Source organism: Bartonella sp. AA89HNZF, from assembly GCF_042196905.1.
GTDB lineage: Bacteria > Pseudomonadota > Alphaproteobacteria > Rhizobiales > Rhizobiaceae > Bartonella.
Map to the genome: position 1 here is coordinate 1 of NZ_JBHIRD010000081.1, position 998 is coordinate 998.

At 44.8% G+C, this 998-nt stretch carries 1 protein-coding gene and 1 pseudogene; both read right to left on the reverse strand.

Annotated features, from left to right (window positions below):
• Positions 1–51: 51 nt before the first annotated feature.
• Positions 52–477, reverse strand: coding sequence for a hypothetical protein (locus tag ACFIN0_RS09790; RefSeq protein WP_375610955.1), 426 nt, complete (start codon positions 475–477; stop codon positions 52–54).
• A pseudogene (locus tag ACFIN0_RS09795) lies at positions 477–998 on the reverse strand (hypothetical protein); the annotation flags it as partial. The pseudogene ACFIN0_RS09795 and the gene ACFIN0_RS09790, both read right to left, overlap by 1 nt.

Sequence of the window (998 nt, forward strand, 5' to 3'; positions counted from 1 at the left end):
CTTGTCTGCACCTGCTTCTGTTCTGTCGTTGCTGGTCTACTGCTCCCCATGTCACAATTCCTTCCTATAATAAAGCATATCTATGCCATAACCTTGTTTGTTCAGTGCACGTTTCCAACCTAAACGCCCTAAAATCTCTATCTCAAAAGCCCCATTCTCACGCGCCCAATCCTCTACAAATGTCAAATTATCAACTTGATCAAGAACGCCCTTGCCACTACATTCACAAATCAGAGCGCGCTTCTTTCCTAAAACTGTCTGTTGTATCTGGGTCGTGAATGCCGCTAAAAAGCGCTCGTCATCATCCAAAACAAGCCATAACTGTTTCTTGCCACTGCAAATCGCTTCAAGGAGCTCTTGCAACGTGATTTCATGTTTAAAACGTTCCACATACTCGCGAAACGACGCAATGATGTCTTCAAGGTATGGTGCTATACGCTCCATATCCCAAGACGTGGTCAAAAAGACTTTTGCCATTACCCTCTGCCTAAAGGACGTAAATCCACATTAAACCCTGTGATATGGTTCCAATGAACGCCTTCAGGAATACGCAATTTAAAGCGGTGATAACGATTGCGCGAACGACCATGATAAGCGCCCGTGACATATGAACATGCCCTCTCCTTATGCCATGTAATCGGTGTCTGATGATTGCGAAGCCGACGCTCTCCTATGCTTAAAAGACCTTCCGTCGTATCAACTTCAGCAAACATCTTCGTGATAAAGTTAAAACTTCCATCTGGTGCTCCCAATTCTTGCGAAACAACCGTTGCTTCCATCGGCGCACCTGTAAACATAACAAGCCGATTTTGGTCATCAAAAGCACCAAGCATGGGTGCGCCACTTTGCCAACGAGGGCTGTCTAAAGAAGCCGGTAATGTCTCAAGATTGATCGAGATCTCATCTAACTGTTCTAAAGTATAACCTGTCGTAAATACTGGAAACAACGTGAAAGGTTTTCCCTGTAGCGTCGACCATTTCTGCAATCCCCAATCATA